Origin of the sequence: Pseudomonas svalbardensis, assembly GCF_030053115.1 — a bacterium.
In the GTDB taxonomy this organism is placed as follows: Bacteria; Pseudomonadota; Gammaproteobacteria; order Pseudomonadales; family Pseudomonadaceae; genus Aquipseudomonas; species Aquipseudomonas svalbardensis.
Genome location: NZ_CP125619.1, coordinates 4,168,431 through 4,195,103, shown reverse-complemented (window position 1 = coordinate 4,195,103; position 26,673 = coordinate 4,168,431). Strand labels below are relative to the sequence as shown.

At 59.5% G+C, this 26,673-nt stretch carries 25 protein-coding genes; 9 read left to right on the top strand and 16 right to left on the bottom strand.

Going from position 1 to position 26,673, the window contains the following annotated elements; genetic code table 11:
• Nucleotides 1-5: 5 nt before the first annotated feature.
• Both QFX16_RS19390 and QFX16_RS19385 read right to left on the bottom strand, forming a co-directional pair.
• A complete protein-coding gene (locus QFX16_RS19390) occupies nucleotides 6-875 on the bottom strand; it encodes an ABC transporter permease (protein ID WP_283180953.1) in 870 nt (289 codons plus the stop codon).
• Nucleotides 872-1,891, bottom strand: coding sequence for an ABC transporter ATP-binding protein (locus QFX16_RS19385; protein WP_283180952.1), 1,020 nt, complete (start codon nucleotides 1,889-1,891; stop codon nucleotides 872-874). The genes QFX16_RS19390 and QFX16_RS19385 overlap by 4 nt, the downstream gene beginning before the upstream one ends.
• A 244-nt stretch (nucleotides 1,892-2,135) precedes the next feature.
• Between QFX16_RS19385 and QFX16_RS19380 the strand changes: the two genes are divergently transcribed.
• On the top strand, nucleotides 2,136-2,972 hold the full coding sequence (locus tag QFX16_RS19380; protein ID WP_283180951.1) for an IclR family transcriptional regulator: 837 nt from the start codon (nucleotides 2,136-2,138) through the stop codon (nucleotides 2,970-2,972).
• Between the two features lie 122 nt (nucleotides 2,973-3,094).
• On the opposite strand, the gene QFX16_RS19375 is transcribed toward QFX16_RS19380, so the two are convergent.
• Nucleotides 3,095-3,847 (bottom strand): anti-sigma factor family protein, encoded by a 753-nt coding sequence (locus QFX16_RS19375; protein WP_283180950.1) that lies wholly within the window; start codon nucleotides 3,845-3,847, stop codon nucleotides 3,095-3,097.
• Entirely contained in the window at nucleotides 3,844-4,350 is a 507-nt protein-coding gene (locus QFX16_RS19370) for an RNA polymerase sigma factor (protein ID WP_283180949.1), read from the bottom strand. The genes QFX16_RS19375 and QFX16_RS19370 overlap by 4 nt, the downstream gene beginning before the upstream one ends.
• 315 nt (nucleotides 4,351-4,665) lie before the next feature.
• Between QFX16_RS19370 and QFX16_RS19365 the strand changes: the two genes are divergently transcribed.
• On the top strand, nucleotides 4,666-5,754 hold the full coding sequence (locus QFX16_RS19365; protein WP_283180948.1) for a catalase family peroxidase: 1,089 nt from the start codon (nucleotides 4,666-4,668) through the stop codon (nucleotides 5,752-5,754).
• Complete coding sequence (locus QFX16_RS19360; protein WP_056740290.1) at nucleotides 5,751-6,296, top strand: cytochrome b; 546 nt, start codon at nucleotides 5,751-5,753, stop codon at nucleotides 6,294-6,296. The genes QFX16_RS19365 and QFX16_RS19360 overlap by 4 nt, the downstream gene beginning before the upstream one ends.
• A 390-nt stretch (nucleotides 6,297-6,686) precedes the next feature.
• Here the strand turns inward: QFX16_RS19360 and QFX16_RS19355 are convergent, their stop codons facing one another.
• The 3 genes from QFX16_RS19355 to QFX16_RS19345 form a co-directional block, all read right to left on the bottom strand.
• The gene (locus tag QFX16_RS19355; protein ID WP_283180771.1) at nucleotides 6,687-7,790 is read right to left on the bottom strand and encodes an IS110 family RNA-guided transposase; all 1,104 of its coding nucleotides are present in this window, start codon (nucleotides 7,788-7,790) and stop codon (nucleotides 6,687-6,689) included.
• 96 nt (nucleotides 7,791-7,886) lie between these two features.
• Nucleotides 7,887-9,038, bottom strand: coding sequence for a M14 family metallopeptidase (locus tag QFX16_RS19350; RefSeq protein WP_283180947.1), 1,152 nt, complete (start codon nucleotides 9,036-9,038; stop codon nucleotides 7,887-7,889).
• Nucleotides 9,039-9,522: 484 nt separating this feature from the next.
• Nucleotides 9,523-9,864: a DUF6124 family protein gene (locus QFX16_RS19345; protein WP_046047549.1), complete on the bottom strand. Its 342-nt coding sequence runs from the start codon at nucleotides 9,862-9,864 to the stop codon at nucleotides 9,523-9,525.
• 129 nt (nucleotides 9,865-9,993) lie between these two features.
• On the opposite strand from QFX16_RS19345, the gene QFX16_RS19340 reads away from it, so the two are divergent.
• On the top strand, nucleotides 9,994-10,644 hold the full coding sequence (locus QFX16_RS19340) for a LexA family protein (protein ID WP_283180946.1): 651 nt from the start codon (nucleotides 9,994-9,996) through the stop codon (nucleotides 10,642-10,644).
• Between the two features lie 39 nt (nucleotides 10,645-10,683).
• Here the strand turns inward: QFX16_RS19340 and QFX16_RS19335 are convergent, their stop codons facing one another.
• The 4 genes from QFX16_RS19335 to QFX16_RS19320 are packed head-to-tail and all read right to left on the bottom strand — an operon-like array spanning nucleotide 10,684 to nucleotide 16,251.
• Nucleotides 10,684-12,639, bottom strand: a complete 1,956-nt coding sequence (locus tag QFX16_RS19335) for an acetyl/propionyl/methylcrotonyl-CoA carboxylase subunit alpha (protein WP_283180945.1) — start codon at nucleotides 12,637-12,639, stop codon at nucleotides 10,684-10,686.
• A complete protein-coding gene (locus tag QFX16_RS19330) occupies nucleotides 12,639-13,454 on the bottom strand; it encodes a gamma-carboxygeranoyl-CoA hydratase (protein WP_056740299.1) in 816 nt (271 codons plus the stop codon). Before QFX16_RS19330 ends, QFX16_RS19335 begins: the two co-directional genes overlap by 1 nt.
• Before the next feature lie 13 nt (nucleotides 13,455-13,467).
• Nucleotides 13,468-15,075: a carboxyl transferase domain-containing protein gene (locus QFX16_RS19325; protein WP_283180944.1), complete on the bottom strand. Its 1,608-nt coding sequence runs from the start codon at nucleotides 15,073-15,075 to the stop codon at nucleotides 13,468-13,470.
• 12 nt (nucleotides 15,076-15,087) lie between these two features.
• Nucleotides 15,088-16,251 (bottom strand): isovaleryl-CoA dehydrogenase, encoded by a 1,164-nt coding sequence (locus QFX16_RS19320; protein WP_129436997.1) that lies wholly within the window; start codon nucleotides 16,249-16,251, stop codon nucleotides 15,088-15,090.
• Between the two features lie 202 nt (nucleotides 16,252-16,453).
• Here QFX16_RS19320 and QFX16_RS19315 point away from each other — a divergent pair, with 202 nt between their 5' ends.
• Nucleotides 16,454-18,151: an AMP-binding protein gene (locus QFX16_RS19315; protein WP_283180943.1), complete on the top strand. Its 1,698-nt coding sequence runs from the start codon at nucleotides 16,454-16,456 to the stop codon at nucleotides 18,149-18,151.
• A gap of 619 nt (nucleotides 18,152-18,770) precedes the next feature.
• On the opposite strand, the gene QFX16_RS19310 is transcribed toward QFX16_RS19315, so the two are convergent.
• The 3 genes from QFX16_RS19310 to QFX16_RS19300 form a co-directional block, all read right to left on the bottom strand.
• Nucleotides 18,771-19,670 (bottom strand): hydroxymethylglutaryl-CoA lyase, encoded by a 900-nt coding sequence (locus QFX16_RS19310; protein WP_283180942.1) that lies wholly within the window; start codon nucleotides 19,668-19,670, stop codon nucleotides 18,771-18,773.
• A 58-nt stretch (nucleotides 19,671-19,728) separates the two neighbouring features.
• Entirely contained in the window at nucleotides 19,729-20,127 is a 399-nt protein-coding gene (locus QFX16_RS19305; protein ID WP_283180941.1) for a MerR family transcriptional regulator, read from the bottom strand.
• A gap of 94 nt (nucleotides 20,128-20,221) precedes the next feature.
• Nucleotides 20,222-21,151: a LysR family transcriptional regulator gene (locus QFX16_RS19300; protein ID WP_283180940.1), complete on the bottom strand. Its 930-nt coding sequence runs from the start codon at nucleotides 21,149-21,151 to the stop codon at nucleotides 20,222-20,224.
• A gap of 165 nt (nucleotides 21,152-21,316) precedes the next feature.
• On the opposite strand from QFX16_RS19300, the gene QFX16_RS19295 reads away from it, so the two are divergent.
• Nucleotides 21,317-22,546, top strand: a complete 1,230-nt coding sequence (locus tag QFX16_RS19295) for an acyl-CoA dehydrogenase (RefSeq protein WP_033057213.1) — start codon at nucleotides 21,317-21,319, stop codon at nucleotides 22,544-22,546.
• Between the two features lie 42 nt (nucleotides 22,547-22,588).
• Here the strand turns inward: QFX16_RS19295 and QFX16_RS19290 are convergent, their stop codons facing one another.
• Entirely contained in the window at nucleotides 22,589-23,395 is an 807-nt protein-coding gene (locus QFX16_RS19290) for a TatD family hydrolase (RefSeq protein WP_283180939.1), read from the bottom strand.
• 235 nt (nucleotides 23,396-23,630) lie between these two features.
• Here QFX16_RS19290 and QFX16_RS19285 point away from each other — a divergent pair, with 235 nt between their 5' ends.
• The 3 genes from QFX16_RS19285 to QFX16_RS19275 all read left to right on the top strand — a co-directional run bounded on the left by QFX16_RS19285 (nucleotide 23,631) and on the right by QFX16_RS19275 (nucleotide 26,157).
• On the top strand, nucleotides 23,631-25,052 hold the full coding sequence (locus QFX16_RS19285; protein ID WP_283180938.1) for an MltF family protein: 1,422 nt from the start codon (nucleotides 23,631-23,633) through the stop codon (nucleotides 25,050-25,052).
• 103 nt (nucleotides 25,053-25,155) lie between these two features.
• Complete coding sequence (locus QFX16_RS19280; protein WP_095128917.1) at nucleotides 25,156-25,590, top strand: DoxX family protein; 435 nt, start codon at nucleotides 25,156-25,158, stop codon at nucleotides 25,588-25,590.
• A 258-nt stretch (nucleotides 25,591-25,848) separates the two neighbouring features.
• Complete coding sequence (locus QFX16_RS19275; protein ID WP_283180937.1) at nucleotides 25,849-26,157, top strand: class I SAM-dependent methyltransferase; 309 nt, start codon at nucleotides 25,849-25,851, stop codon at nucleotides 26,155-26,157.
• 18 nt (nucleotides 26,158-26,175) lie between these two features.
• Here QFX16_RS19275 and greB read toward each other — a convergent pair whose 3' ends face one another.
• Nucleotides 26,176-26,673, bottom strand: a complete 498-nt coding sequence (gene greB, locus QFX16_RS19270; RefSeq protein WP_283180936.1) for a transcription elongation factor GreB — start codon at nucleotides 26,671-26,673, stop codon at nucleotides 26,176-26,178.

Here is a 26,673-nt window from a genome sequence, read left to right as displayed (position 1 = left end):
ACGAGTTATCCCAATGACTTCTTGTAGCGGCCTTCGATCATCCGGTTCCACGACAGCATGATCAGCAGGTTGAGCAACAGCAGGGCCACGGCGATGGCCGCGCCCATCGGCCAGTTGAGCTCCGACAGGTACTGGTCATAGATCAGCGTGGCGACCATTTTTATCCGGCGTCCGCCGAGCAGGCCAGGGATGGCAAACGAACTGGCGGCGAGACCGAACACGATCAAGGTGCCCGAGAGCACGCCGGGCATGATCTGTGGCAGCACCACCTGGCGCAACACGGTGAAGTGCCTGGCACCGAGGGACATCGCGGCCTGCTCGGCGGCGGGGTCGAGTTTCTGCAGCGAGGTCCAGACCGGAATGATCATAAACGGCAGCATCACGTGGACCAGTGCAATCACCACCGCGAACGGTGTGTAGAGCAGCTTCATCGGCGAGCCGCCGAAGGCTTGCAGGGTCTGGTTGACCAGGCCGTCGGCACCGAGCAACAGGCTCCAGCCGAAGGCGCGCACCACCACCGAAATCAGCAACGGGGTGAGGATCAGAATCAGGAAAATCGAGCGCCACGGCGTGCCCATGCGGCTGAGGATGTAGGCCTCGGGCACGCCGATTACCACGCAGAGCAGGGTGGTCAGGGCGCTGATCCACATCGTGCGCAGAAAGATTTCGTAGAAGTACGGATCGCCGAGCAGGCTGCTGTAGTGATCGAGGGTGTAGGCGTCGCCGTTGATCCCCGAGCTGTAGTCGAAGACGTTGAACGACAGCACCAAGGTCAGCAGCAGCGGGATAACCAGCAGGCCCAGGTATAAGGCCAGGGCCGGTGCCGACAGCCAGTAACCCTGGCGTCCCTGGCGAATGGCGACAAGCGTACTCATGCCGGCACCTCGTCGACACTGAGCACCCGCAGCAACGCTGCGTCCCAATCGAGGCCGACCGCCGTGCCTTCGGTCAGCGGTGCCGAACCGTCGTTGCGGCGAACCACGCTGAGTTCGCCCAGGGTCGTCGATACGCCGTACAGCCATTGGCTGCCGAGAAAGAAGCGGCTGACGATGTTGCCTTGCAGACGGCCCTGACCTTTGTCCCGCAGATCGATTTTTTCCGGACGCAGGCTCAAGGTCAGTTCGCCGCCACTGCGAACCTGGACCACACCCGCGCCATCACGCTCGCCGGGTAGCAAATTGGCCTTGCCGACGAAGCCGGAAATGAACTCGGTGCGCGGGTGTTCGTAGAGGGTGTAAGGCGCGTCGATCTGGGTGATGCGCCCGGCCTGCATCACCACCACCCGGTCGCTGATGGACAGCGCTTCGGACTGGTCATGGGTGACCATCAATGTGGTGATCCCGACTTCGCGCTGGATGCGGCGGATCTCGAATTGCATCTCTTCGCGCAGGTTGGCGTCGAGGTTGGACAGCGGCTCATCGAGCAACAGCACCGGCGGCTCGATCACCAGGGCGCGGGCCAATGCAACGCGTTGACGCTGGCCACCGGAAAGCTCCCGGGGGTAACGCTCGGCATGCTGGTTGAGGCGTACCAGTTTCAGCACCCGGTCCACTCGCTGCTGCAACTCGCCGTTGGCCACTTTGCGCATGCGCAGGCCGAAGGCGACGTTGTCTTTCACGGTCATGTGCGGGAACAGCGCGTAACTCTGGAACACCACGCCCAGACCACGGCTGGCGGGTTTGGCGTGGGTGATGTCGCGACCGTCCAGCAGGATGCGGCCGCTGCTGACTTCGACGAAGCCGGCGATCATTTGCAGGGTGGTGGTTTTGCCGCATCCGGAGGGGCCGAGCAGCGAGACGAACTCGCCTTTGTCGACCGAGAGGTTGGTAGCAACGACGGCGTCGATCTCACCGTAACGTTTGCCGAGTCCTTCAAGTTGCACAAAAGCCATAACTGCGCTCCACCTGAGATTGTTATGCGTCGCCCGAAGGCGCGCTTTTTTGTATGGGCAGATACGAAAAGGTCTTGCTGGGTGCGTTGGCGCTCGACTCTAGTCGGCTGCCGCTGTTGTTCGAATCGCCCCTGTCTGGACGCAGAGTAGGACGAAGAATAGGATGGGCTCAATGGCCTATTTCACTGAAGCGATGACTATTTTCAGTTTCATTCGGTGAGTAAATTAATACTCGAGAAAACCCATGACAGATTCCATTGAGCGGAATGAAAGCAAAAGTGATGTCGGTGTAGGCGCGGTCTCCAGACTGTTTGCCGTGCTGCGCAGTCTGGGTGAAACCGTCGAGGGCGGGGAGCGGGTGACGCAACTGGCCCAGCGCATTGGTTTGTCCCAACCGACCACGCACCGATTGCTGCGCAGCCTGATGGATGAGGGCATGGTCGAGCAGGATGCGCGCAGCAAACGCTATCGCTTGAGTCTGGAGTTTTTCGCCCTGGCGGCTCGTGCCGGGAACACTGGAAACCTGCGCGAACTGGTGCGTCCGGCGTTGCTGCGGCTGTCGGCATCGTTGGGGGATTCGTTGTTCTTGCTGGCGCGCAGTGGTTTTGATGCGATCTGCCTGGACCGCAGTGAAGGTCCGTTTCCGATCCGCACCTTTACCGGTGACATTGGTGGGCGCGTAGCACTGGGTGTGGGGCAGGGCAGCCTGGCGATTCTGGCGTTCCTGCCAGAAGAGGAACGCGACACAGTGATTCACTACAACTTGCCGAGGCTCAAGGATTTCCACCTGTACGACGAGGTGTTTCTGCGCTCGGAAGTCGAGAACGTGCGCAAGCTGGGTTATGCCGGACGCAACACGGGCGTGTTGCAGGGCATGGCCGGGGTGGCGGTGCCGATTCTGGATCGTGAAGGGCGGGCCGTGGCAGCACTGAGTGTGGCGACCGTGAGTGATCGGCTGGGGCCGGATCGCTTGCCGACAGTGGTGGAAATGCTCAAGCGCGAAGCGGCGCTGATCGGACCACGGATCAATCCGTTCGATCCGCTGCTGCGGCGGCCTTCCCAAGTCTTCGGGCAGGGTTGATCCCCACGTCGATCGTTCCCACGCTCTGCGTGGGAATGCAGCCCGTGACGCTCCGCGTCACTGGACGCAGAGCGTCCCTAGAGGCATTCCCACGCAGAGCGTGGGAACGATCGGTAGCAAGGTCAGAACCGGACGGTCTGCTTGAGCATCTGCGCCGCCGGCGTATCGCTCGGGCTGACCATTGCATAGTTATATCCGCCCCCTGACCAGTACTCGGCCTGCAACTCGCCATCGCTGCGACTGCCCCTCGGCAACAGGTAGTTTTTCGGACCCGGTGGGCGGACGTAGAAGCTGACTTTATGGCCGCGTTGATCCTCGTAAACCACCATCGCCGCCGGCCCTTGCTCGGTGCTCAGCAAGCGTCCGCTGACCGGTTTGAAACCGGCGCCCGAGAGGTCAGGCAAGCGATTGGCCTGAGTGAAATAGCGGTCGAGCCAACCCTGCATGTCACCGTCGTCGCTGACTTTGTAATCGGCCGGCAGGATGCCTTGCTGGGCAATCAGGCGATAGGCCTGCAGGGCATCGGTCATCGGCAGTTGGGCACTGATGAACGTCATCTCCCGGGCTTTCCAACCGCTGAACCCGCCGACGCTGACCGCGATCAGCAACACGGCGGCGCTGGCCAGGTGACGGCGAGATTGTCGTTTGAGGCGTTGGCGAATCAGCGCCGGGTCGAGGTCCGGGTTGGCCGGTTGCTGCAGGGCGCCGCTCAATGCCGCGCGCAGTTGCTGGGCATCCTGCTGCCAGGCGCGCACTTGTGCAGCCACTTCAACGTTGCTGGCCAGAAAAGTTTCCACCAGACGTCGGTCGGCATCGCTGAGTTGCTGGTCGACATAGGCGTGCAGGTCACGCTCGCTTGGGGGCAGGCTGATCATTTGAGTCTCCGCAGAGAAGGGCGGGTGATTTCGCCGTCGCTCAACTGGCGCAAGGCCTGGCGGGCACGGGACAGGCGGGACATTACGGTGCCGGTGGGGACGTCGAGAATCTCGGCGACGTCTTTATAACTCAAGCCTTCGACCGAGACCCAGAGCAGCAGGGCGCGTTGTTCGGTGGTGAGCTGGTCGAAGGCTTTCAGGGTCGATTGGGCGATCACGGTGCGTTCCACCGACGGCTGTGAATCGTCACGCCCGGTAAAGAACTCGAGCATTCGCGCATAACGCCGGGAGCGCCGGTGAGCATCGAGAAACTGTCGATACAGAATCGAAAACAACCAGGCGCGCAAGTCGCCCTCGGGGCGTTTGTCGCCCCAACTCGACAGCGCGCGCTCAAGGCAAGACTGCACCAGGTCGTCTGCGCTGCTGGGATTGCGCGTCAACGACACGGCAAACCGGCGCAATCTGGGAATGATTTCTCTCAGTTGTTCGTCGATATCGTTCATGAAGTTCTGGCTAGTCACTACGCTAGGGGGTGTCCGGTCTCACAAATACGTTTCCTTTTTGGCGGCGTCTGTTGTCGCCATACTGCGTTGCCGCTCCTTGCCATAGCGAGCTATGACGCGTCGCGGCGCCTTGCCTGGCAACAACAGCCACTCGCCAAAAAAGGAACGTATTTGTGAGATCGGACACCCGGGAGACGCCCGGCATTGGAGGTTATTCCACGCCTGAAAAAATAAATACCGCGCTATGGAATAAACCACCGTGGGGTTCGTCTGCTTGATCCTTCTCACTTGTGGCCGATGGCCCTGGAGTCTTTCATGGTAGATCGCTCATCACCGCCAACCCGGCCACCCTTGAGTGCCGCGAGCCTGACGTTACGTCTGGCCGGTATCGCTGTGGTGGTTGCCGCCCTGGCCGGGGCTTTTACCTACGTCAACGGCACCTTTGACCCACTGCGCCTGACGCCGAAAAAGCTGATCAATGTGCTGGAGACCAACAACGGCGTGCACCTGGGTTTCCGGCGTAACCACTCCAAAGGCGTGTGCGTGATCGGACATTTCGAGAGCAGCGGTGAGGCGCGCAGCTATTCCAGCGCTCAGGTGTTCAATGTAGCGCGGACCCCGGTGGTCGGGCGTTTTGCATTGCCGGCCGGCAATCCTTATGCGCCGGACAACAGCGTGCCAATCCGCAGCCTGGCCTTGCGATTCAACCAGGCCAACGGCCAGCAGTGGCGCACCGGGATGAACAGCATGCCGGTGTTCCCGGTGGGCACGCCCGAGGCGTTCTATCAATTGCAACAAGCCCAGTCACCGGATCCGGCCACCGGCAAACCGAACCCGGCTGCCGTGCCAGCGTTCTTTGGTTCGCATCCGGAAGCTGCACCGTTCCTGGCCTGGATCAAAACCGCCAAGCCGTCGGCCAGTTACGTGACGGAAACCTACAACAGCGTCAATGCGTTTTACCTGGTGAACGCGGCCGGGCAACGGCAAGCGGTGCGCTGGAGCATGGTGCCCGTCGCTCAGGATACAGCGGGTGCTACGGCGCCTGAAGGGGGTGAGTTCCTGGAGAAAGACCTGGTTCAGCGCATTTCCGCAGGGCCGCTGCGTTGGCAGCTGAACATCACCCTGGCCAACCCTGGCGATCCGGTCAACGACGCCAGCAAAGCCTGGCCCGAGGGTCGCAAAGTGTTGAACGCCGGCACCCTGGTGCTCGAAAGCACTCAGCCGCAACTCAATGGCGAATGCCGTGACATCAACTACGACCCACTGGTACTGCCCGCCGGCATAGAAAGTTCCGACGACCCATTGCTCGTCGCTCGTTCAGCGGGGTACGCCACTTCCTACTTGCGTCGTACCAGCGAAGTCAGCCAGTTGCCCGCTGCGAATAAACAGGAGTCTCGTCAATGAGCGCTCAACCGAACCACTTCGCGCCTTTAGCGCGATTGCTGCACTGGCTGATGGCGCTGATGATCATTGCCATGCTGTTTATCGGCGCGGGCATGGCCGCTTCGGTGTCCGAGCGTCATGAGTGGCTGATTCATCTGCACAAACCCTTGGGCGTCGCGATTCTGCTGCTGGTGATCGTGCGCCTGGCCGTGCGTTTTTCCACGCAACAGCCACCGCTGCCGGCGGATCTGCCGGGTTGGCAAGCGCTGGCGGCCAAGGCTTCGCATGTGTTGCTGTACGCCTTGATGCTGATTTTGCCGCTGCTGGGCTGGGCGATGATTTCGGCGGCGGGGGATCCGGTGATGCTCAGCAGCTCATTGCAGTTGCCGTCGATCGTACCGGCGAATGCGCAGGTGTTTGCGTTCCTGCGCAAGGCTCACGGGTATCTGGCGTATTTGTTGTTCTTGACGGTGCTGCTGCATTTGGCGGCGGCGTTGTTTCACGGTTGGGTGCGCCGCGATGACGTGCTGGACAGCATGTTGCGGGGCAAGGATCGCGGCTGATCCCCTGTAGCGGCTGGCGAAGCCTGCGTTCGGCTGCGAAGCAGTCGCAAAATCAAACGCCTCGGTCATTCAGTTAAACCGTGGTGAATGGATTGACGTCTGCTGCGCAGCCGAACGCAGGCTTCGCCAGCTGCTATGTATGGACTCGCCCCCACTGTCTACCCGCTTTTAAAAAAACTGCCGCCCCGTTGCATCTATGTATTAGGCCTACTCGAGGAAGCCGTCGTCGGCTTCTGGCCAAAATTGGAAGAGCTCGTGGCATGCCGATTACAGTCAGGCCTCGAAGGCCACTAGCAGCTTAGGCATCTATCCACGCCGGTCTTACCAGGGGTCAATGTTTTTTCAGCAACAGGTTGGTCAGTAGGTACCTCGGTGGCAGAACTCGGTGGATCAGTGGCTCATCGTCGCTTGCTGGCCGTCGGCGGGCTGGCGACGATAAGTCTGGTCATTCTGTAAAAGCACCCAGACGATGCGCAGGTTGCGATTGGCCAACCTGACCGCTGCGTCCTTGCGGCCCAATCGGCTCATCCAGCGCAACAAACGGCGGTCGTCGGGCTGTTGGGAATCAGGTCGCAACTGCTGCAATACCGCGTGGGCACCCTGGATCATCAGGCTGCGCAAATAGCTATCGCCTCGCTTGGTCATGTCCCCCAGTTGAATCGTCTTCCCGCTGCTGTGCTGATCAGGGACCATGCCGAAGTACGCGGCGAACATGCGAGCATTGGGAAAACGCTCAGGCTTGGTTTCCTTGGCCACCAGCGCCGTAGCGGTGATTGGGCCGATACCGCGCACAGTCATCAACCGTTTGGCTGTCTTGTCGGCGTTCGCGGCCACTTCCAGGCGTCCCGTCAGGACGTTGATGCGCTCGCCCAAATGGCGCCACTCGGCCAACAGTTCGTCGATCAGTTCGCGCAACATGGCAGGCACCGGCTGAGTGGCATCCTCCAATATCCGCGGGATTCTCTGGCTGATCGCGACGTCGCCCTGTGCCAGCGCAATCCCGTGCTCAAGCAGCAGGCCGCGCATCTGATTACTCACGGCGGTGCGGCGACGCACGTAACCTTGACGAGCGCGATGCAGTGCCTGCATGGCCAGCGCTGCGACACTTTTGACCGGCACTGCGCAGATCTTTTCGTCGCGACCGGCACGCAGGATTGCCAGCGCATCGTTACGATCATTTTTAGGGCCGCTGCGATGCTTGGCCACCAGACCGGCAGGAAGGATCCGCGCCAGGTTGCCTTGATCCTGCAACTGCCGGGCCCAAGCTTGAGCGCCCGGGCCGGTCTCCATCAGGACCACGACATGAGGCGGCAGCTGGCGGAGAAACTCGTAGAACGCCTCGCGCGACTTGATCCGCTGCTCATAATGCACCTTGCCGAGGGCGTCTTCGCCGGCGAGCTGGAAAACATGCTTGGCCAGGTCGACCGCCACGGTAGTGCAGGCCGATAAATCGGCAGAAGACAAAGATTGATCAATCGAAGTATGCTTTTTCATGGACTCGCCCTCGCTGTCGTTGGCTGTTTAGACTGCCACCGTGGCGCATTGACGCCTCGGCGTGGGCGAGTCCATTCAATTACATGGATCGGGCCGTCAGCGCAAGGTGTTGACCATATCCGCAACGGTGGTCAGCACATCCTTGCCCAACTGCTTCGAGCGCTTGCCGGACCAGCCGGTCAGGGCGTTCGGCGCATCGTTGTTGTCCTTGAAGGGCATTTCGAGGGTCAGCGACAGGCAGTCGAATATCTCGCCGACGCTGTTGCACGCCAGGGTCATGTTGGCTTTGCCCGGCTCGTCGCGGGTGTAGCCGTGCTTAGTCTGGAAGTCCTTGGTCAGGTGCTTCAGATGACTGCGGAAATGCTCTTCGAGTTTTTCGATCCGTGGCGTGTAGCCTGGGTTGCCTTCGCAACCGGCGGTGAACACGTAGGGGATTTCTTCATCGCCATGGATGTCGAGGAACAGGTCGACGCCGTACTTTTCCATCTGCTGCTGAACGAACAGCACTTCCGGGCTGATTTCCTGGTTGGCGCTCTGCCAGGCGCGGTTCAGGTCCTGGCCCATGGCGTTGGTGCGCAGGTGACCGTGGAAAGCGCCGTCCGGGTTCATGTTCGGCACCAAATACAGATCGGCGCTTGTCAGCAGTTTGTTCAATACCGGATCGTCGTGTTTTTCGAGACGTTCGATCACGCCTTCCATGAACCACTCGGCCATGTGTTCGCCGGGGTGTTGCTGGGCAATGATCCAGACCTTGCGCTGACCTTCGGCGCCCGTGCCTTTACGCAGCAGCTGGATGTCTCGACCTTCGACGCTCTTGCCGGTGGCCAGCAGTTCGGTGCCGGCCTTGGTCAGCGCTTGCTCGATCAACCAGTCATGGCGACCGCGGCTGTAGGGTTCGAAGTAAGCAAACCAGGCGTGGGTGGCGGTGGCTTCAAGGCTGAAGCGCAGGCAGTCACCTTCGAAAATGGTCGGCACCCGGAACCAGTTGACGTGGTCGTAGGACGCCACCGTCTGATAACCATCCCAGGCTTTGTTGTAGGAGGACTTGCTGGCATTGTTCAGACGAAACCAGTGTTCCTGACCGACGTGCAGACCGCTGGCCTTGAAGTGGAACCACTGAAAGTGTTGGCTGCGAGTGTCTGGCTTGATGGCCAGCAGGGCTTGCAATGGATTGCTGATGTCCAGCACTTCAATGTTGCCACTGTCGAAGTTGGCACTGATGTCGAAAGAGGATTTAGCCACGGCCATAGTCGATTCCTGAATATGATTTTTATGGCTGTTACTTTACACGCTGGGAAGGGTAAAACCGGGGGAAATTCTGGCCTGAAGCGGGGGGCGTCCTCCTTGACGCCGACGCAGCTTAGAGACTGTGCGATTGATTCTCAAGCGCTATTTTTGATTGGTTTGGGCCAATGATGCCGGGCTTCTCTTGCCAACGGATATTCTTTTGATATCATCCGCGCCATTCGAATTTGCAGCACCTAAAGACTTCATTAGCCTGAAGGTAAAGCCAGAATAACTGGCAAAAAAAAGACCCGGCAAAAAGCCGGGTCAAAAACCGTGATTAGCCTGATGAGGAGATAGTCCAGGAGACCGACCTAAGGTCACTTGGACAATCGACTGATCTCGCGACCAGCTGCATGCAATAATAATCATTCTCGTTTGCAAGTCAAATGCTTTTATCTGCCTGATTGGAAAAGTCTTTCCTGTCCTCCTCGCAAGCACCCGCGTATCACCCGTTCTGATCGCCCTCCAGGGATCGATCTACCATCGCCCTGGCCATATCGATCATGTGCACCGCCGAAAACGCCAGGTCCCGACTTGCGCCCTGTAAATTGCTGGCTGACTCGTACGCGATGGCGGCGGCACAACGTAGCAAGTCCGTGGCATGGACCAGCGCCTCTTCGCAGCTGATGTTGCGGTTTACGTCAAAGAAACGTTCTTCGACCACTTCCTCTGAAACAGCTGGTTTCAAGTAATAGTCCAGTGCTCGTTGCGCGGCGGCAGAGCCTTTTGGCGAGGTGAGGGAAGTGTCGATTTGCATGTCAGGCAGGTCGTTGCAGGGGATGGACATGGCGATGGCAAACTCCGTGATAGATTCAGATCCGTGAACCAATCCTAGTACGTACTGTATTTATGACGAGAGATTAAATACTACAATTTGTGTTTTGACGGCTGGAGGCGCCCACGTATCGTGCCGCACATGGATAAATGGATTGAGTTGGTCAAGGCCAAGATGAGTGAACTCAAAGTCACTCAAGAAGAACTCGCAGATCGCCTCGGGATGTCCCAGGGCGGCGTCGGCCACTGGCTGAACAAACGCCGCGACCCCGGCGTCGTCAACATGAACCGTGTGTTGAAGGCGCTGGGCATGGACTTTCTCGAAGTGGCGCTGGTGATCCGCGAACCACTCATCTTGGAAGAGGAGGAGATGCCTCTGGCGCTGAAGTACAACCCGTACTTCCGCTACCCGGTCAGTGACTGGAAGGAGCCGGCGCAGCTGCGCGATGGTGAGCTGACGGTGTATCGCAAGGAGGAACGCTTTGAGCTGACCGACTACCACGCCCAAGGCCCGGCCTTCTGGCTGAGTGTGGTGGGCGATGCGATGACCGCGCCCACGGGTATCAGCATTGCCGAAGGCATGATGATCCTGGTGGACCCGGCCATTGTGCCGGAACCCGGAAAGTTGGTGATTGCCCACTGGCCGGACAGCGCCGAGGCGACCTTTCGCAAGCTGATCGAAGAGGGCGGGCAGCGTTACCTGGTCCCGCTCAATCCGACCTATCCGAAGGCTATCTTCACCGAAGAGTGCCGAATTATCGGCGTAGTGGTTCAGGCAACCGCCAAATTCTAATCAGATCGGTCCTCGCAAAGCGTAGGACCGATCTTCATTTCACGCTTCTTCCAACTCCACCAACGCACTGCCTTCACTGACCATCTCGCCTTCCTGGCAATACAGCGCCTTGATCACCCCAGCGTGTGGCGCACGAATGCTGTGCTCCATTTTCATCGCCTCCAGCACCACCAGTTGCGCCCCGGCTTCTACCGTTTGTCCGGCTTCCACCAGTACCCGCACGATGCTGCCATTCATGGGGGCGGTCAGGCCGCCGTGATGGCTGTGACTGGCCTCGACGGCGCTGATTGGGTCGTAGGACTCGATGCGGCGCAATTCACCTTCCCATTGCAGATACAGAACGTCGCTCCGGCGGATTGCCCGATGCTGACGGCGCAGGCCGTTGTGCTCGGTCAGCAGTTGCTCGCCCTTGAGTTGAGCGGTGTGGGCATCAGCGTCGCCCAATGTCAGCGCTCGATCCTGGCCTTCACAACTCAAATGCAGCGTGATTTCTGTCGGCAGTCCGGCACGGAAACCATTGCTGTTGGCCCAAGGCGAAACCGGGTCATCGGCTCGTGGAGAACTCGGCTGACTTTGGGCAAACGCCTGGGCGGCGGCTTGCCAGAATTCGTCACTGAGGTCCGAGGTGACTGGCAGCAGTTCTTCCTGATAACGCGGAATGAACCCGGTATCCAGTTCGGCCGCAGCAAACGCCGGATGGCCGACGATCCGACGCAGGAAGTTGATGTTGGTCTTGAGCCCGCCAATGGCAAACTCATCGAGCATGCTCAGCAGCCGCAGTCGCGCCTGTTCACGATCCTCGCCCCAGGCAATCAGTTTGCCGAGCATCGGGTCGTAGAACGGTGAAATTTCATCGCCTTCTTCGACGCCACTGTCCACCCGCCGTCCCGGACCTTGCGTGGATTCGCGATACAGCTCCAGTCGGCCGGTCGCCGGCAGGAAATCATTGCCCGGGTCTTCGGCATACAACCGCACTTCGATGGCATGGCCTATCAGCGGAACCTCGGCTTGAGTCATCGGCAGCGCTTCGCCACGGGCCACCCGAATCTGCCAGGCCACCAGATCGAGGCCGGTGATGGCTTCGGTGACCGGGTGTTCGACTTGAAGGCGTGTGTTCATCTCCATGAAGAAGAACTCACCGCGAGAGTCCAGCAGAAACTCCACAGTGCCGGCGCCGACATACCCGATGGCCTGTGCCGAACGCACGGCGGCTTCGCCCATGGCGCGACGCAGGTCCGGGCTCAAGCCTGGCGCGGGTGCCTCTTCAACGACTTTTTGGTGCCGACGCTGAATCGAGCAGTCACGTTCGTTGAGGTACAGGCAGTTGCCGTGCTGATCGGCAAAGACCTGGATTTCCACGTGACGCGGTTTGAGCAGGTACTTCTCCACCAGCATCCGCGAATCGCCGAACGAGGATTTCGCTTCACGCTGGGCCGAGGCCAGGGCTTCGGCCAGTTGACTGACGTCCTCGACCACTTTCATGCCTTTGCCGCCACCGCCCGCGGTGGCCTTGAGCAGCACTGGATAACCGATGCGTTCGCAGGCGTCGCGGAAAGTGTCGAGGTCCTGAGCTTCACCGTGATAGCCAGGCACCAGCGGCACGCCGGCGGTTTCCATCAAGGCTTTGGCGGCGGATTTGCTGCCCATCGCGTCGATGGCCGAGGCGGGCGGGCCGAGGAAAATCAGCCCAGCTTCTTCAATCGCGCGGGCGAACCCGGCGTTCTCGGAAAGAAAGCCATAACCCGGATGAATCGCCTGAGCGCCGCTGGCCTTGGCGGCGGCGATCAGTTTGTCGATTTGCAGGTAACTGTCAGCGGCTTTGCTGCCACCGAGGTCGACGCGGATATCCGCTTCGCGGCTGTGTCGGGCTTCACGGTCAGTGGCGCTGTGCACGGCCACGGTGGTCAGGCCCAGGGCTTTGGCGGTGCGCATCACCCGGCAAGCGATTTCGCCGCGGTTGGCCACCAGCAGGGTGGTGAGAACAGGTGCGCTCATCAACGCGGCTCCTTGGTGGTGGTTTCGGCTTGCCAGCTCGGCGGACGTTTTTGCAGAAAGGCCCGCAAGCCTTCCTGACCTTCGGGGCTGACGCGAATTCGGGCGATGGCATTTTCGGTGTAGCGGCGTAGTGCCGGGGTCAGCGCGCCGTGGCCGACTTCGCGCAGCAAGTCCTTGCTGGAGCGCATGGCGGCCGGGCTGTTGAGCAACAGGTTATCGATCCACTGTTCGACTTTCTGTTCCAGTTCAGCGATCGGATAACTCTCCGACAACAGACCGATTTCCCGCGCTCGTTGTCCGCCGAAACGCTCGGCAGTCAGCGCATAGCGACGTGCCGCGCGTTCGCCGATGGCTTGCACCACGAACGGACTGATCACCGCCGGGGCCAGGCCGATGCGCACTTCCGACAGGCAGAACTGCGCGTCATCGGCGCCGATGGCCATGTCGCAGCAACTGATCAGGCCCAGTGCACCGCCGAATGCAGCGCCTTGCACCACCGCCAGCGTCGGGACTTTGAGCTTGGCGAGGTTGTACATCAACTCCGCCAGTTCTCGGGCGTCGTCGAGGTTGGTGTGGTAATCGAGTTCGGCCGATTGCTGCATCCAGGCCAGATCCGCGCCGGCGCTGAAATGCTTGCCGCGTCCACGCACTAACAGGAAACGCAGACTGGCATCGCTCGACACTTTGTCCAGCGCGAGGATCAGTTCGCGGATCATTTCGGCGTTGAAGGCGTTGTTCTTTTCTTCACGGCTGAGCCACAGGGTCGCAAAACCACGCGGGTCGGTCAGCAGTTCGAGGGTGTTGAAGTCGCTCATGATTTTCTCCCGATCACATCCGGAACACGCCGAAGCGGCTCTGTTCGATAGGCGCATTCAGCGACGCCGACAAGGCCAGGGCCAATATATCGCGGGTTTGCGCCGGGTCGATGACACCGTCGTCCCACAACCGGGCGCTGGAATAGTAGGGATGACCCTGTTCTTCATACTGGTCGAGGATCGGTTGCTTGATCTCGGCTTCCTGCTCGGCACTGAAACTGTGACCACTGCGCTCGGCCTGCTCGCGCTTAACCTGCACCAAAACCCCCGCGGCCTGCTCGGCGCCCATCACGCCGATGCGTGCGTTCGGCCACATCCACAGGAAGCGTGGATCGTAAGCCCGGCCGCACATGCCGTAGTTACCGGCACCGAAACTGCCGCCGATGATCACAGTAAACTTCGGCACCTTGGCGCACGCCACGGCGGTCACCAGTTTTGCGCCATGCTTGGCGATGCCGCCGGCCTCGTATTTCTGGCCGACCATGAAACCGGTGATGTTTTGCAGGAACAGCAGCGGGATGCCGCGCTGACAGGCCAGCTCGATGAAGTGAGCGCCTTTCTGCGCGGCTTCGGCGAACAGAATGCCGTTGTTGGCGAGGATCGCGATCGGGTAACCGTGCAAGTGAGCAAAGCCGCACACCAGGGTCGTCCCGAACAGTGCTTTGAATTCGTCGAACACCGAACCGTCCACCAACCGCGCAATCACTTCACGCACATCGAATGGTTGCTTGGCATCCGCCGACACCACGCCGTAGAGCTCGTCGCTGTTGTAGAGCGGGGCGATGGGTGTGCGCTGTTGCAGTTCACCGAGTTTGCGCCAGTTGAGGTTGGCGATGCTGCGCCGCGCAATGGCCAAGGCGTGTTCGTCGCTCTCGGCGTAATGGTCGGCAACTCCGGAAATCTTGCAGTGCACATCGGCCCCGCCGAGGTCTTCGGCGCTGACCACTTCTCCCGTGGCGGCTTTTACCAGTGGCGGGCCGGCGAGGAAAATCGTCGCTTGCTCGCGCACCATGATTGCTTCGTCGGCCATGGCCGGCACGTACGCGCCACCGGCGGTGCAGGAACCCATGACCACCGCGATTTGCGGGATGCCCATGGCGCTCATGTTGGCCTGGTTGAAGAAGATCCGTCCGAAGTGTTCACGGTCCGGGAACACTTCATCCTGGCGTGGCAGGTTGGCGCCGCCAGAGTCCACCAGATAGATGCACGGCAAGCGGTTCTGCTGGGCGATGGTTTGGGCTCGCAGGTGTTTTTTCACGGTCAGCGGGTAATACGAGCCACCTTTTACGGTGGCGTCGTTGGCGACGATCATACATTCGACGCCTTCCACACGGCCGATCCCGGCAATCACGCCAGCGGCCGGAACGTCTTCGCCATAAACCTCGTAGGCCGCCAATTGGCTGATCTCGAGAAACGGCGAACCCGGATCGAGCAGGCGATTGATCCGTTCACGAGGCAGTAGTTTGCCCCGCGAGGTGTGGCGCTCTTGCGCCTTCGGGCCGCCACCTTGCTGCACCTTAGCGAGCAGGGTGTGCAGGTCGTCGACCTGTTTGAGCATCGCCGCGCTGTTGGCCGCGAACTCCGCCGAACGGGGGTTGAGCTGGGTATGCAGGATAGCCATGGACAGCTCCGTTTAGCGGGTTTCGTTGAACAGTTCGCGACCGATCAGCATGCGACGGATCTCACTGGTGCCGGCACCGATTTCGTACAGCTTGGCGTCACGCAGCAGACGACCGGCCGGGAATTCGTTGATGTAGCCATTGCCACCGAGAATCTGGATCGCGTCGAGGGCCATTTGTGTGGCGCGTTCGGCGCTGTAAAGGATCACCCCGGCGGCGTCCTTGCGGGTGGTTTCGCCGCGTTCGCAGGCTTGCGCTACCGCATAGAGGTAGGCGCGGCTGGCGTTGAGTTGGGTGTACATGTCGGCGACCTTGCCCTGGATCAGCTGGAATTCGCCGATGCTTTGGCCGAACTGCTTGCGGTCGTGGATGTACGGCACGATCAAGTCCATGCAGGCCTGCATGATCCCGGTCGGGCCGCCGGACAGGACAACGCGTTCGTAATCGAGGCCGCTCATCAGCACCTTCACGCCGCCGTTGAGCACGCCGAGAATGTTTTCTTCCGGCACTTCAACGTCGTCGAAGAACAGCTCGCAGGTGTTGGAACCGCGCATGCCGAGCTTGTCGAATTTGTTGCTGCGGCTGAAGCCTTTGGAGTCACGTTCTACGATGAACGCGGTGATGCCGTGGGGGCCTTTTTCCAGGTCAGTCTTGGCGTAGATCACGTAGGTGTTGGCGTCCGGGCCGTTGGTGATCCAGGTCTTGCTGCCGTTCAGGACGTAGTGGTCGCCGCGTTTGTCGGCACGCAGTTTCATCGACACTACGTCGGAACCGGCATTCGGTTCGCTCATGGCCAGGGCGCCGATGTGTTCGCCGCTGATCAGCTTCGGCAGGTATTTGGTTTTCTGTTCGTGATTGCCGTTGCGGTTGATCTGGTTGACGCAGAGGTTGGAGTGCGCGCCGTAGGACAGGGCGACCGAGGCCGAACCGCGGCTGATTTCTTCCATGATCACCACGTGGGCCAGGTAACCCAGGCCAGCGCCGCCGTATTCTTCCGGGACGGTCACACCCAGCAGGCCCATGTCGCCGAATTTACGCCACAGGTCGGCGGGGAACAGGTTATCGATGTCGATCTGAGCAGCGCGTGGTGCGATCTCTTTGGCGACGAAGGACTGAACCTGATCGCGCAGCATGTCGATGGTTTCACCGAGGGCAAAGTTCAGGGATGGGTAGCTCATGGGTCACCTTTTGGCTTTTTTGTAGGGTAGGGAGGGCCGTGATGTGGTTCTCACCTTTACGTTAACGTAAGCCTGTGACGAATGGCTGTCAATCACCCTTTACGTTAACGTCAACTTGAGCGAGAGTAGATCCAGTTCTGAATGATCGGGGCTCGCCATGCCTCGTTCCAACAACCCACTAAAAAAGACAATAGGGGTCGTCATGGATCAACCCAGTGCAAGCCCGCAGCGCAGTTATACCCGTGGTTCCCAGGACAAAGCCTTGCTGGCGATGACCATCGGCCAGGCGTTCGATAACACTGTCGCTCAGTACCCGACCGGGGAGGCGCTGGTCGTGCGCCATCAGCAGTTGCGTTACACCTGGCAGCAACTGGCCGAAGCCGTGGATCTGCACGCCAGAGCATTGTTGGCGCTGGGCTTGCAGGCCGGTGACCGTCTCGGTATCTGGGCACCGAACTGCGCCCAATGGTGTATCAGTCAGTTCGCCAGCGCGAAAATCGGCGTGATTCTGGTCAATATCAACCCGGCCTACCGCAGCTCCGAACTCGAATATGTGTTGAAGCAATCCGGTTGCCAATGGCTGGTCTGCGCAGGCGCCTTCAAGACCTCCGACTATCACGGGATGCTGCAAGGCCTCGTTCCCGAGCTGGCCGAGCAATCCATCGGAAAATTGCTGAGCGAACGACTACCGGAGCTGCGCGGTGTCATCAGCCTTGATGCTCAGCCGCCCTCGGGTTTCCTGCCGTGGTCACAATTGACCGATCTCGCGGGGAGCGTGTCGGCCGAGCAGTTGAGCGAACGTCAACACAGCCTGCATTTCGACCAGGCGGTAAACATCCAGTACACCTCCGGTACCACCGGTTTCCCGAAGGGTGCGACCCTCAGTCACTACAATATTCTGAACAACGGTTACATGGTCGGCGAAAGCCTCGGCCTGACCGCGAGTGATCGCCTGGTCATCCCGGTGCCGCTGTATCACTGCTTCGGCATGGTCATGGGCAACCTCGGCTGCATGACCCACGGCAGCACCATGATTTACCCCAACGATGCGTTCGATCCATTGCTGACCCTGACCACCGTCGCCGAAGAAAAGGCCACCGCGCTTTACGGCGTACCGACCATGTTCATTGCTATGCTCGATCAGCCAAAACGTGCGGAGTTCGATCTGTCGAGCCTGCGCACCGGGATCATGGCCGGGGCGACCTGTCCGATCGAAGTGATGCGTCGGGTCATCAGTGACATGCACATGAGCGAAGTGCAGATTGCCTACGGCATGACGGAAACAAGTCCGGTGTCGTTGCAGACCGGTCCGTCAGACGAACTGGAATTGCGCGTCACCACCGTCGGCCGCACCCAGCCGCAACTGGAAAGCAAAATCATCGACGAGGCGGGCAATCTCGTGCCGCGCGGCACTATCGGTGAACTGTGCACCCGCGGCTACAGCGTGATGCTCGGTTACTGGAACAACCCGCAAGGCACCGCCGAAGCCATCGACCAGGCTGGCTGGATGCACACCGGTGATCTGGCGAGCATGAACGACGAAGGCTACGTATGCATTGCCGGACGTAACAAGGACATGATCATTCGCGGTGGTGAGAATATTTACCCGCGGGAGCTGGAAGAGTTCTTCTTTACCCATCCGGCGGTGGCGGATGTGCAAGTGATCGGGATTCCGTGCTCGCGGTATGGCGAAGAAATTGTCGCGTGGATCAAATTCCATCCGGGCCACAGTGCTACCGAGCAGGAGCTGCAAGCGTGGTGCAAGGAGCGCATCGCGCACTTCAAGACACCGCGTTACTTCAAATTCGTGGAGGAGTTTCCGATGACGGTGACCGGGAAGATTCAGAAGTTTCGGATGCGCGAGATCAGTATCGAGGAGCTGAAGAACATTAACATCTGACGATAATCCCCTGTGAGAAGCGAACTCGCTCCCACAGGGGATGGCGCTGGAAATTACAAACGCCAGAAAGCACAAAGGGGAGCCGAGGCTCCCCTTTAATTTTGTCGTTGCGCGTGCTCTTTTTTTATTATTGAGGGGCGGTCTGTTGTTGTTTTTGGAAACCGTGACCCTTTACCGCTGTTTTTGTCGATCCCCATCCGGGATCAAGAGCAAACGTATTTTTTTGAGCGCTGATCTACTTTTTCGCTAAGCGATCCAACCAGTTCGGGAGCTACCTGAAGGTAGTTTTATTGTTCTCTGCCCGGTTGCGGGTTACTCCGAAAAGCACCCTGAAAAGCACATCCTCTCCAAAAAAATCTGTTAGCTGCGTCTCTGCCGTGTTGTTTTTGTTATGTCAGAGTCGTTACGTCTTATTTTTATTAGGTTTGCCGCTTTTTTTGTTCTTGTTATGCAATAGAGATAGCAGAAGGCGTGCCAACTTTTTAAAAGCCTTTAAAATCAACATCTTAAGTTTTTGTCGGATTTTTCGTTCAGTCAAAACCCGACAATTTGTTTCCGTGTTACTCGCTTGCGCCCCACGTTTCAGACACAGCGGTAACACCGGGATACATCCGCGCACTTACTGTGCGCTACGAGCCTTGGCCACGCGCGAACCGGTCGCTCGCCCCAGCACCGTGCAAATCTGCTGGCCGGCCAGAATCAAGGCGTCCAGGTCGATACCGGTTTCGATACCCAGGCCGTTGAGCAGGTAAACCACGTCTTCGGTCGCGACGTTACCGCTGGCGCCCTTGGCGTACGGGCAGCCGCCGAGGCCGGCGATGGAGCTGTCAAACACCGAGATGCCTTCCAGCAGACTGGCGTAGATGTTGGCCATGGCCTGGCCATAAGTGTCGTGGAAGTGCCCGGCCAGTTTTTCACGGGGTACGTCGGCCGACACCACGTCGAACATCTTGCGGGTCGCGCCAGCGGTGCCTGTGCCGATGGTGTCGCCTAGGGAAACTTCATAGCAGCCCATCGCATAGAGCTCGCGAGCGACCCGAGCGACTTGCGCAGGCGCAACGTTACCTTCGTAAGGGCAGCCCAGCACGCAGGACACGTAACCGCGCACGCTGACACCGTGTTGCCTGGCCGCGTCCATGATCGGCACGAAACGTTCCAGGCTTTCGCTGATCGAGCAATTGATGTTGCGTTGGGAAAACGATTCCGACGCGGCGGCGAAGACCGCGACTTCCTTGACCCCGGCCGCGATGGCGTCTTCAAACCCGCGCAGGTTGGGGGCGAGTGCCCCATAAGTCACGCCAGGCTTGCGCTGGATCTGCGCGAAGACGTCGGCGGAACCGGCCATTTGCGGTACCCATTTGGGCGACACGAAACTGCCGACTTCTATATAGCCGAGACCGGCGGCGGTCAGCGCGTCGACCAGTTGCACCTTGTCCGCAACGCTGATGGGTTGGGCTTCGTTTTGCAGACCGTCGCGTGGGCCGACTTCGACCAGGCGTACGTGAGTGGGTAGGGACATGGCAATGGACCTGTTGAAATTGTATGAATGTTCACAGAACCCTGTAGGAGCTCAGCTCCTACACGAGCTGCTGGCTCTTGATGGTCTGTTCCAGCGCCTGGGTGCAACGCTCTTGCGCGGTGTCCAGTTCCAGCTTCATCTGTTCGATGTCAAGCATTTGCTGCTCTAGCTGTTCACGACGTTCGGCGATTTTGGTCAGCATGGTTTGCAGCTGTTTCTGATTGCCGCCGGTGGGGTCGTAGAGTTCGATCAACTCGCGGCATTCGGCCAGGGAGAAACCAATGCGCTTGCCCCGCAGGATCAGCTTCAGGCTGACCTTGTCACGGGGCGAGTAGATGCGTTCCTGACCGCGTCGCTCGGGGCTGAGCAGGCCTTGCTCTTCATAAAAGCGAATGGCCCGGGTGGTGATGTCGAGCTCGCGGGCGAGGTCGGAAATGCTATAGGTCTGGCTGCTCATGGAAGCGCTCGAAAAAGGTCATGGCGCTAAGCTAATGGCAGGTTGACGTTTACGTCAAGCATCGCGCCCTGATCCTTCGTCTATCAGGTGTTTCCTACATCTTATCGAGCTTCTTCTCATGTGCCGTCACTTGCTGGCACAACTCGATCATCTGCTCGCGCATCCAGCGGTTGGCCGGGTCCTGGTCGGTGCTTTCGTGCCAGTAGAGGTGGGTTTCCACCGGCGGCACATCGTTGACCGGCAGGTTCACCGAGTACAGGTCATGGCGACGGGCGAAGCGTTCCGGCACGGTCATCACCATGTCGGTCTGCTGCAACACTTGGGAAGCCATCAAGTAGTGCTGGGAACGCAGGGCGATCTTGCGCTGGATGCCCATTTTGCCCAGGGCCAGGTCGACATGGCCCAGACCGCTGCGGCGGCTGGAAATATGAATGTGGGTTAGCGACAGATAATCATCGAGGGTGAATTTCTCTTTGCCCGCCAGCGGATGGCCCTTGCGCATGGCGCACACGTAACGGTCTTCCATCAACTTGACGTGGCGCACTTGCGGATCAGTGTTAAGTGGCGCGTCGACAGCGAAATCGAGACGCCCGGCCGCCAGCTCCTTGGTGGTTTCGCGGCGCTTGGACAGAAAGCTTTCGATGATCACCGTCGGCGCCAGGCGCCGCAGGCGCTGGAACAGTGCCGGCAGGATCACCGCTTCGGTGAGGTCGGTCATGCTGATGCGATACGTCTTGACCGCCTGCAACGGGTTGAAAATACGGCTTTCCTGCACCGACACCCGCAGCAAGGAGAGGGCGTTGCGCACCGGTCCGATAATGTTCTGCGCCATGGGCGTCGGGACCATGCCCTGAGCGGTACGCACGAACAACGGGTCATTGAAGGTCTCGCGCAGACGGGCCAGAGCGTTCGAGACCGCCGGTTGAGTAATGCCGACAATCTGCCCGGCGCGGGTCAGGTTGGCTTCGGTGTAGATCGCGTCGAAGACGATGAAAAGGTTGAGGTCGACCTTGCTCAGATTCATTGCGCTGCACTCTTATTGTTGGGCTCTCGATCAGCCGATCATATATCGGTGATGAATGTTAATACACGCCGAGAATAGGCTAGGTAAATTTTCGTAGCTGTTCTAGCATCGATTGCATGACCTGAACAACTCATCAAAACCCTCCGTTAAAAGGTAGAGCTGCCCATGGATTTCGCTTATTCGCCCAAGGTGCAAGAACTGCGTGAGCGCGTGACCGCGTTCATGGACACCTACGTTTATCCCGCCGAAGCGGTGTTTGAGCGCCAGGTCGCCGAGGGCGATCGCTGGCAGCCGACCGCAATCATGGAGGAGCTCAAACTCAAGGCCAAGGCTGAAGGTTTGTGGAATTTGTTTCTGCCTGAGTCCGAACTCGGCGCCGGCCTGACCAACCTCGAATACGCGCCGTTGGCGGAAATCATGGGCCGCTCGCTGCTGGGCCCCGAGCCGTTCAACTGCTCCGCGCCAGACACGGGCAACATGGAAGTGCTGGTGCGCTACGCCAACGAAGAACAGAAGCAACGCTGGCTCGAACCGCTGCTGCGCGGCGAGATCCGCTCGGCGTTCGCCATGACTGAACCGGACGTGGCTTCCTCCGACGCCACCAATATGGCCGCCCGCGCCGTGCGTGATGGCGACGAGTGGGTGATCAACGGCAAAAAATGGTGGACCTCAGGCGCGTGCGATCCACGCTGCAAGATTCTGATCTTCATGGGGCTGAGCGATCCTGATGCGCCGCGTCATGCGCAGCACTCGATGATTCTGGTGCCGGTGGATGCCCCGGGCGTGAAGATCGTTCGTCCGCTGCCAGTGTTCGGTTATGACGATGCACCTCATGGCCATGCCGAAGTGTTGTTCGAAAACGTCCGTGTGCCGTACGAAAACGTCCTGTTGGGTGAAGGACGCGGCTTCGAAATCGCTCAGGGTCGCCTTGGCCCGGGTCGGATTCACCACTGCATGCGTTCAATCGGCATGGCCGAACGTGCATTGGAACTGATGTGCAAACGGGCGGTAACCCGTACTGCGTTCGGTAAACCTTTGGCACGTCTGGGCGGGAACATCGACAAAATCGCCGACTCGCGGATGGAAATCGACATGGCGCGCCTGCTGACATTGAAAGCGGCTTACATGATGGACACCGTCGGCAACAAGATTGCGAAGAGCGAAATCGCTCAGATCAAGGTTGTCGCACCGAACGTGGCCTTGCGGGTGATCGACCGGGCGATCCAGATCCATGGCGGGGCAGGGGTTTCCAACGATTTCCCACTGGCCTACATGTATGCGATGCAACGCACCCTGCGCCTGGCCGATGGCCCGGACGAAGTGCACCGTGCGGCAATCGGCAAGTTCGAGATCGGCAAGTACGTGCCCAAAGAAATGATGCGCAGCAGTCACTGATAATGGGGGAGCGAGCTTGCTCGCTCCCCCAGATTCGGTTCGTCAGTCGACCATTGGCAAGCCGTAGAACGCTCGCGCACACGCCGTGCTGTGAGCGGCCAGGTCTTCCTCGCTCTCCCCGCGATGCAACGCCACTTCCCGCAACACTTCTGTCAGATACGCCGGTTCGTTGCGACCATTCTTCGGCTTGGGTCGCAGACTGCGCGGCAACAGATACGGCGCATCGCTCTCCAGCATTAACCGTCCCCGCTTGATCTCTTTCACCAACGGATGCAGGTGCGTGCCCCGGCGCTCATCACAAATCCAGCCGGTGATACCGATGTGCAAATCCAGATCGAGGTAACTGAACAGCGCCTTCTTTTCGCCCGTGAAGCAATGCACCACGGCGCCCGGCAACTGATCACGGTAATCGCGAAGGATCTCCAGCAAGCGCTGACTGGCATCGCGCTCGTGGAGGAACACCGGCAATTGCAGCTCGACTGCCATCGCCAGATGCTCTTCGAGGACTTTTTCCTGCTGCGGACGCGGCGAGAAATCACGATTGAAATCCAGCCCGCATTCACCCACCGCCACGACGTTCGGCTCCTTGAGCAAACTGCGCAGACGCTGGGCGCTGTCGGCGTTCCAGTCGCTGGCGCAGTGGGGATGAATGCCTGCGGTGGCGAACAGCCGTTGAGCTGTTTCGTCCAGTTGTCGGCACAGTTCCAGCGCCTGTTCGCTGCCCTCGACACTGGTGCCGGTGAGCACCAATTGGCAGACCCCGGCAGCGTAGGCGCGGTCGAGTACAGCCTGGTGTTTGTCGGCAAAACTGGGGTTGGTCAGGTTGACGCCGATATCGATGAGTTGCATGGTGCTACCTCGGACCAAAGGCCGGAAAGCATATCAGAGCTGTAGATTTATAAGAAAAGCCAAGAACTACAACGAGTTATAGCTGTCTCTTGATGCCGCGAGACAGGTCAGGGTGGCTTGGGTGCCATCACTGTGCCAGTCTTTCGCACTTTGCCAGCGCTCACGGCGCTCTGTTTCTGTCGTTCGATGTCATGAAAATTCTTGAGATCGGCCCAGTATTCTTTCTGGAGAGTGGATGATACGTCCCTCGGTTTTGCTACTGCTGTGTTGCTCGTTGCTGCTGCCGATGCCGGCGGTTGCGCGTCTGGCCGGGCCGCTGCAAGCCGTGCCTTCGACCAAAGTGCGCGACTTGGCGGAAATCCGCAGCAGTCGCGTGCTGCGCGTGTTGGTCAACCAGAGCCGCAACAGCTCCGGCGAAGTCCAGGGCCAGGCCATCGGTGTTGAATACCACCGCTTGCGTGCCTTCGAGCAATACCTCAACGGTCACGCCCGTGACGGTCAGGAAATTACCCTCAAGATCATTCCCAAGGGCAAGGATCAACTGATCGGCGCTTTGCAGCGCGGCGAGGGTGATCTGGTCGCGCCGGGGGAACTGCTGGACCTGCAACCGGGCCACGCGGTCAGCACCAGTGAACCGATTGCCAGCAACATCCCGTTGATATTGGTCGGGATCAAAGGCGAGCGACGTTACACCCGTTTCGAACAACTCTCCGGCAAAACCCTGGCGTTGCCCACCGGCAGTGCCGCCGGGGACGCGGTCAGTCAGATCAATCAAAAGCTCGCGCTGCTTAAACTGCCACCGGTGATCATCGAGTGGGTCGATCCCAGTCTGGCGGTCGAGGATGTGCTGGAGATGGTCCAGGGCGGAATCTTTCACCTGACGATCGTCGAACAACCCATTGCCGAGCGCTGGGGCAAGATCCTGCCCAAGTTGCGTTTCGATCGGCAGGTACTCATCAGTGAGCCGGGCGAAGAATTCTGGTTCGTGCGCCGCGACGCCTCAATGTTGCGGGCGAGCATTGATCGCTTCCTGACCGGTTACAAAAAACCATCGGATCAGGATGCCGCGTTCCTGCGGATCTATCGACGTCTGTATCAAGTGCACTATCCATTGGCCAAGGCTGATCGGCAGCGCCTCGAGAAACTTCGACCGGTGCTGCAGAAACACGCCGAAGCCCAAGGCATGGACTGGTTGAATCTGGCTGCCCTGGCGTTCAAGGAATCGGCCCTGCAACCCAATGCCCGCAGTGGCAGCGGCCCTACCGGCCTGATGCAGATTACCCCGTCCGCCGCCCAGCGGGTGGGGGTCAACAACATTCAGAATCTCGACGCCAATGTGCAGGCCGGGGCGAAGTATCTGGCGATGATTCGTCGCAAGTTCTTTGCCAGCCCCAAACTCAACGAGCGCGAGCGCATGGCGTTCGTGCTGGCGGCCTACAACATGGGGCCGGAGCGGGTTCAGGGCATGCGTGCCGAGGCTCGTCGGCGCGGTTTGAATCCCAATCAGTGGTTCTTCCAGGTCGAACGCATTGCCATGGAGCAGGTGGGAATGGGCGCCGTCAGCTATGTTAATAGCGTGAACAAGTATTACCTGGCGTTCGATCGGGAGCGGGAGTCGTTGGAGCCCCAGGGACAGAAAGTTGCCTCACGTAAATAATCGAATAAACTGATTGTCATGACGAATTTATTGCGCTTTTAACATGAGTTTTACTGATTAATATAGCGGCCAACCAACACACACTGACAACGGATGACACAGCATGAGCACACTGATCAACAAGGTACTGTTTACCCGCGCTGGCTACGGCCTGACTGTCTTGCGGATTTTCGTCGGCATCATCTTCGCTGCCCACGGCTCGCAGAAACTCTTTGGGGCGTTCGGTGGTTACGGCCTGGCGGGCACCGCGCAGTACATGGAAAGCATCGGCCTGGCGCCGGGCTATCTGATGGCGACGCTGGCGGGCGGTACCGAGTTCTTCGCCGGTCTGGCCTTGATCATCGGTTTGTTGGTTCGCCCGGCAGCCCTCGGCCTGACCTTCCTTTCGCTGGTGGCAATCTTCTCGGTGCACCTTCCTAACGGTCTGTTCATGGCCAACAACGGTTATGAGTTCGCCCTGGCGCTGCTCGGTGGCAGCATCGCGGTGCTGATCGAAGGCGCCGGCAAGCTCTCGGCTGACCGCGCTATCGCTGGCTGACCGCTCTGACTCAATGAAAAGGCCCGCATTGCGCGCGCATTGCGCGGGCCTTTTTTGTTCTCGTCATTCTTGACACTGTCCGGTCAGCTTCTCTAGGATGCTGCCCATGCGCCGATTTAAACAGCTACTTGCGGGGCGCCTGGTGACTCATTCAGTTGCCGATAGAAGCTTGAAACAGGCTTCGAAATACCGCTAAAGCGCTGGTTCGGTGTTGCCTCTCACCTGCCATGCAGACTTTTGAGGCAGAGACACGACACAATGAATGCACTAAGCCCCGTTATACGCCCCGCGCCGATCACGGCACACCTCACCCAGCGCAATCCAAAAATCCTGCTTGGCGGCAAACATCAGCCAACACTATTGCGTTATCTCGATGGCTGGCCACGTCGCACTGGTGGGCCTGCGGCCTTCCTGATCCAGTTTGTCGAAGTGGGTGAATCGCTGGCTCGATTTGCCAGCGACAGTTTCGATCTGGCGGTGATTCAATCGCCCAGCCTCGAGGACGCCCCCGAAGTGATCAAGCAATTGATTCGCGTTGCCCGACAGGGGCTGATTACCCGCCGTTGAGGCTTTGAACGCTGCGGTTCAAAGATAGTCGATCGCCACGATATACACGCATTGCTCACCGGTCGGTGTCTGGACCCGAACCTCGGCGTCCAGCGCCTTGCCGATCAGGGCGCGGGCCAGCGGTGAGTCGATGCTGATCAGGCCCTGTTTCAAGTCCAGTTCATCCGGCCCGACGATACGATAGCGTGACTCTTTGCCGTCCTCGTCTTCAATCGTGACCCAGGCGCCAAAATAGACTTTGTTCGGATCGCTCGGTTTTTCGCTGACGACTTTGAGCGCTTCCAGCCGCTTGGTGAGAAAGCGTACGCGACTGTCGATCTCGCGCAGCATCTTTTTGCCGTAGGTGTATTCGGCGTTTTCCGAGCGATCGCCCTGTGCCGCGGCCTCGCTGACCGACTGTGTCACCTGCGGCCGTCGAATATGCCAGAGCTCATGAAACTCGGCCCGCATCCGCGCTTCACCCTCGGGGGTGATCAGCGCGGTGCCAGCGGTGCGGGGAGGGCGATAACGGCTCAT

Bases quoted from the DNA above. Each gene is read 5' to 3' on its own strand.
- QFX16_RS19285 (WP_283180938.1), top strand. From the start codon at position 23,631: ATGATACGTCCCTCGGTTTTGCTACTGCTGTGTTGCTCGTTGCTGCTG.
- QFX16_RS19340 (WP_283180946.1), top strand. From the start codon at position 9,994: ATGGATAAATGGATTGAGTTGGTCAAGGCCAAGATGAGTGAACTCAAA.
- QFX16_RS19275 (WP_283180937.1), top strand. From the start codon at position 25,849: ATGAATGCACTAAGCCCCGTTATACGCCCCGCGCCGATCACGGCACAC.
- QFX16_RS19335 (WP_283180945.1), bottom strand. From the start codon at position 12,639: ATGAGCGCACCTGTTCTCACCACCCTGCTGGTGGCCAACCGCGGCGAA.
- QFX16_RS19365 (WP_283180948.1), top strand. From the start codon at position 4,666: ATGGTAGATCGCTCATCACCGCCAACCCGGCCACCCTTGAGTGCCGCG.
- QFX16_RS19310 (WP_283180942.1), bottom strand. From the start codon at position 19,670: ATGTCCCTACCCACTCACGTACGCCTGGTCGAAGTCGGCCCACGCGAC.
- QFX16_RS19345 (WP_046047549.1), bottom strand. From the start codon at position 9,864: ATGTCCATCCCCTGCAACGACCTGCCTGACATGCAAATCGACACTTCC.
- QFX16_RS19290 (WP_283180939.1), bottom strand. From the start codon at position 23,395: ATGCAACTCATCGATATCGGCGTCAACCTGACCAACCCCAGTTTTGCC.
- QFX16_RS19360 (WP_056740290.1), top strand. From the start codon at position 5,751: ATGAGCGCTCAACCGAACCACTTCGCGCCTTTAGCGCGATTGCTGCAC.
- QFX16_RS19320 (WP_129436997.1), bottom strand. From the start codon at position 16,251: ATGAGCTACCCATCCCTGAACTTTGCCCTCGGTGAAACCATCGACATG.
- QFX16_RS19330 (WP_056740299.1), bottom strand. From the start codon at position 13,454: ATGAGCGACTTCAACACCCTCGAACTGCTGACCGACCCGCGTGGTTTT.
- QFX16_RS19385 (WP_283180952.1), bottom strand. From the start codon at position 1,891: ATGGCTTTTGTGCAACTTGAAGGACTCGGCAAACGTTACGGTGAGATC.
- QFX16_RS19350 (WP_283180947.1), bottom strand. From the start codon at position 9,038: ATGGCCGTGGCTAAATCCTCTTTCGACATCAGTGCCAACTTCGACAGT.
- QFX16_RS19355 (WP_283180771.1), bottom strand. From the start codon at position 7,790: ATGAAAAAGCATACTTCGATTGATCAATCTTTGTCTTCTGCCGATTTA.
- QFX16_RS19280 (WP_095128917.1), top strand. From the start codon at position 25,156: ATGAGCACACTGATCAACAAGGTACTGTTTACCCGCGCTGGCTACGGC.
- QFX16_RS19300 (WP_283180940.1), bottom strand. From the start codon at position 21,151: ATGAATCTGAGCAAGGTCGACCTCAACCTTTTCATCGTCTTCGACGCG.
- greB (WP_283180936.1), bottom strand. From the start codon at position 26,673: ATGAGCCGTTATCGCCCTCCCCGCACCGCTGGCACCGCGCTGATCACC.
- QFX16_RS19325 (WP_283180944.1), bottom strand. From the start codon at position 15,075: ATGGCTATCCTGCATACCCAGCTCAACCCCCGTTCGGCGGAGTTCGCG.
- QFX16_RS19380 (WP_283180951.1), top strand. From the start codon at position 2,136: ATGACAGATTCCATTGAGCGGAATGAAAGCAAAAGTGATGTCGGTGTA.
- QFX16_RS19390 (WP_283180953.1), bottom strand. From the start codon at position 875: ATGAGTACGCTTGTCGCCATTCGCCAGGGACGCCAGGGTTACTGGCTG.
- QFX16_RS19305 (WP_283180941.1), bottom strand. From the start codon at position 20,127: ATGAGCAGCCAGACCTATAGCATTTCCGACCTCGCCCGCGAGCTCGAC.
- QFX16_RS19295 (WP_033057213.1), top strand. From the start codon at position 21,317: ATGGATTTCGCTTATTCGCCCAAGGTGCAAGAACTGCGTGAGCGCGTG.
- QFX16_RS19315 (WP_283180943.1), top strand. From the start codon at position 16,454: ATGGATCAACCCAGTGCAAGCCCGCAGCGCAGTTATACCCGTGGTTCC.
- QFX16_RS19370 (WP_283180949.1), bottom strand. From the start codon at position 4,350: ATGAACGATATCGACGAACAACTGAGAGAAATCATTCCCAGATTGCGC.
- QFX16_RS19375 (WP_283180950.1), bottom strand. From the start codon at position 3,847: ATGATCAGCCTGCCCCCAAGCGAGCGTGACCTGCACGCCTATGTCGAC.